This is a genomic window from Bacteroides sp. (assembly GCF_028690125.1).
GTDB lineage: Bacteria > Bacteroidota > Bacteroidia > Bacteroidales > Bacteroidaceae > Bacteroides.
Genome location: NZ_JAQVBV010000125.1, coordinates 1 through 3,478 on the forward strand (window position 1 = coordinate 1; position 3,478 = coordinate 3,478).

At 41.9% G+C, this 3,478-nt stretch carries 3 protein-coding genes; all 3 read left to right on the forward strand.

Going from position 1 to position 3,478, the window contains the following annotated elements:
• The first annotated feature begins 660 nt into the window (after positions 1–660).
• The 3 genes from PHO71_RS25750 to PHO71_RS25760 are packed head-to-tail and all read left to right on the forward strand — an operon-like array spanning position 661 to position 3,318.
• Positions 661–2,103, forward strand: coding sequence for an FAD-dependent thymidylate synthase (locus PHO71_RS25750; RefSeq protein ID WP_300209039.1), 1,443 nt, complete (start codon positions 661–663; stop codon positions 2,101–2,103).
• Positions 2,100–2,327 carry a DUF3310 domain-containing protein gene (locus tag PHO71_RS25755; protein ID WP_300209040.1) on the forward strand — a complete coding sequence of 76 codons (228 nt, stop codon included), beginning with the start codon at positions 2,100–2,102 and terminating at the stop codon, positions 2,325–2,327. Before PHO71_RS25750 ends, PHO71_RS25755 begins: the two co-directional genes overlap by 4 nt.
• 37 nt (positions 2,328–2,364) lie before the next feature.
• Positions 2,365–3,318, forward strand: a complete 954-nt coding sequence (locus PHO71_RS25760; RefSeq protein WP_300209041.1) for a phosphoadenosine phosphosulfate reductase family protein — start codon at positions 2,365–2,367, stop codon at positions 3,316–3,318.
• Positions 3,319–3,478: the final 160 nt, after the last annotated feature.

Below are 3,478 nucleotides of genomic sequence, written 5' to 3' on the forward strand. Positions count from 1 at the left end.
GATCGAAATTCTTAAGCAGTTGGACGAAGTAATCACGCTCACCAGCATGTACAAACTTGATGATGACTCCATTAGAACCTGCTTTTACAAACTCTCCTGCGCGGTAAAAATGCTCACTGAAATCATCGCGGCAGAAGAAGGTGATCGCCGGTGAAGGAATTTCCTAGCAGCCTCACCAACGTTCTAAATGACTACATACGTAGAATCAAGTGCGATTTTTCATTTACAAATGCACAGGTGCATGAAATCGACGACTGCCTTACGGCAGCTTACGCATATGGTGTCGCTTGCGGTCTTGGCATGGGAAGTGCTATCACAGGCACCTCGGTCTTCAAGGCAATGCCGATGGACGACAAGGGAAGCCCTATCATCAACACATTCCTAAACACCGCCGCCGCGCACGAAGACGACCTCGTTGAATTCTATAAGGAGGACTTGGGTCTATGACTTCCGCCAGAAAAAGCGAAATTGCTGGGTTTCTGCGCACCGCATACATAGAAGCCGACCCTCAAGTGAGGCAAGTCCTGTTTGAAATACTGGAAGAAATCAAGCCCAACGATGACACCAGACCGCGCAAGTGTATCATCTGCGGGAGAATCTCCTATTTCGATCCCATCACACAGCGTCATCGCTGCAAATTCTGTGCAACTTGAGGTGTAAATGAGAATTATCAAACCGAGTCACGAAATCCTATCTCCTATCGACGGAGAGCAAATTCTAAAACATATTGAACTCTGTGGGCGAGTCTGTTACAAGAGCGAGGATAGAATCACCGACAATTCTGCTAATAAGTTTGTCGCCAGCATCATCAAGCGCGGGCATGAGAGCGTACTTGAACATGTAAGTATTACTGTCAAGTTCATCTGTGATAGGGGGGTGTCGCATGAAATTGTGCGGCACCGGATTGCATCGTACAGCCAAGAGAGTACGAGATATGTTTCTAGTTGCGACATAAACTTCGATGATTTAACAGAAGAGGATTGTATTTCACTATATCAAGATGGGTTCTCAATGAAGCGTATTGCGAATTGTAGCAAGGGCAAATTCACGGAATGGCAAGTAAATAAAATATTGATGTCGAGTTCGGTGCCAAAACGAAATTTGGGCAGCAGGGGCATTGTCAAACACGACTACTTCTCTTCGATTGATACGCCTGAAAAGGCATACCTCCTTGGCTTTATATATGCAGACGGTAGTATTAGAAATACATTAGATCAGCTTATGATTAGTCAAAAAGAAGAGAATCAATGGTTTCTATTAAATATGTTGCGCGATTTTATCCAGCCTGATGCTAAAAGTTTGCAAGTGGCTGGGAAGGAATTTGTCGCGCACCTGATTGACAAAGGTGTCGTTCCAAATAAAACTTATGATATTTCACAAGAAAACACTGAGAAGCTATGGGAATCTATTTATGAATACAGATATGATTTTTTAAGAGGCTTTTTGGACGGGGACGGAAATATCCGTTGGTTTTATCAAAAAGAAACATCAAATACACAATCGTGCAATATAACGTTCTCTTCAACCAATTTGCTTTTACTTAAAAAGATTGTAACTATGTTGGAGAACGAATACAATTATTCTCCGAATATTCGAGAAGATTACAAAGAAGGGAAAACGCCGTTCTACAGATTGGCAATTACAGATAGCAGCATTGGTACGCTATTTTGCGAGAATTTGTATAAGAACTTTGTTTTTCCATATGGGCATCCCAAAACGGCAAGGTTTTTTGAAGCGTTTGAGATGCCAGTACCAACGAAGTTACATAATTGTACAGTTGCAAAAGATTTTAATGTCATTAAGCCAATATTTTTTAATGGCTCCAGCCTGTGGCAATGGGGAAGGGCGATGATGGATTGTGAGATATCTTATAACAAGTTAATAGCATCTGGTGCAACCCCGCAGGAAGCCCGTTCTGTTCTCCCAAACTCCATTAAAACTGAACTTATTTGTACCATGAATCTCCGAGAATGGCGGCACTTTTTCAAGCTGCGCACAGCAAAAGCAGCTCACCCGCAGATGAGAGAAATTGCGATTCCTTTGCTGGCAGAACTAAAAGAAAAGATTCCTGTGGTCTTTGATGACATTGAGGTGGAAGTATGAGCAATATTGACCATCCCGCACACTACAATACAGGGAAATATGAAGTAATCGATGTAATTGAGGATTGGAGACTGAATTTCAATCTTGGAAACGTGGTCAAGTACATTTCCCGCGCCGATCACAAGGGAAAAGCCCTCGAAGACCTCAAAAAGGCCGCTTGGTATCTCCAACGTGAAATTGGACTGCACGAAACCACTACATATAGTAGTGATCCGCGAGACTAATACACTATATATGGTATGATTATAAAACGCCGATTTGATGAAAGGTTATGATAGAATTTCTAAGTATACAAGCGAAGATTTAAAGACTATGCAAAACTGGTCGTTGGAACGAAAGATTCGAGTCACTCAGTTGCGGATCATGGAATGGTATGAACGATGGGATGGGAAGGTTTACGTTTCCTTCTCTGGAGGCAAAGACTCTACGGTTTTACTTGATTTAGCACGAAGAATTTATCCAGATATAGACGCTGTGTTTTCAGACACGGGTCTTGAGTACCCGGAAATTCGGGCATTCGTAAAATCTCTACCTAATATCACGGTTGTAAAGCCAGAAATGTCATTTAAGGACGTTATACAGAAATACGGATATCCTGTTGTGAGTAAAGAGCAATCATCCTACATACAAGAATATAAAGATACAAAATCCGACAAGTTGAAAGAACTGCGATGGAATGGTAACGAAAAAGGGATGTGGAAAATTTCTGAAAAATGGAAATATCTCGTTGACGCTCCTTTCCTAATAGGCGACAAATGCTGCGACATAATTAAGAAAAAGCCGCTATCAAAGTACGGAAAAGAAACGGGCAAACATCCTATTACCGCTGTTATGGCCTGTGAAAGTTCTCGACGAAAAATGAATTGGTTGAAAAATGGCTGCAATGCATTTGAATCTTCGAAACCCATATCTCAACCAATGTCATTCTGGCTAGAGCAAGACGTGTTACGGTATTTGAATGATTTCCAAATTCCATATTCTAAGATATACGGTGAGATTCTTGGGGATGAAAATGGTGGGCTTTATACAAACGGTGAAGAACGAACAGGGTGCATGTTCTGCATGTACGGCGTTCACGCAGAGAGCGAGCCAAACCGATTCCAACGAATGAAGAGCACACATCCCAAGCAATACGATTATTGTATCCGTCCAGTTGAAGAAAACGGTCTGGGTATCGGCAAAGTTCTCGACTACATAGGAGTTCCATACGAATAGATCACAACATATAGTATATGAAAGACAAGTTACACCACTACATATAGTATGTTCATAAAAGACCAATTTGGTATTACAAGGGAGGTTGATAGCCACGATCTATCCAGATAACTCATGGCTCCGCTGGCTCGTCGCGCTCTTCATGATTACGCTGATTATT

Coding starts and splice junctions, on each gene's coding strand:
- PHO71_RS25760 (WP_300209041.1), top strand. CDS start 2,365: ATGAAAGGTTATGATAGAATTTCTAAGTATACAAGCGAAGATTTAAAG.
- PHO71_RS25755 (WP_300209040.1), top strand. CDS start 2,100: ATGAGCAATATTGACCATCCCGCACACTACAATACAGGGAAATATGAA.
- PHO71_RS25750 (WP_300209039.1), top strand. CDS start 661: ATGAGAATTATCAAACCGAGTCACGAAATCCTATCTCCTATCGACGGA.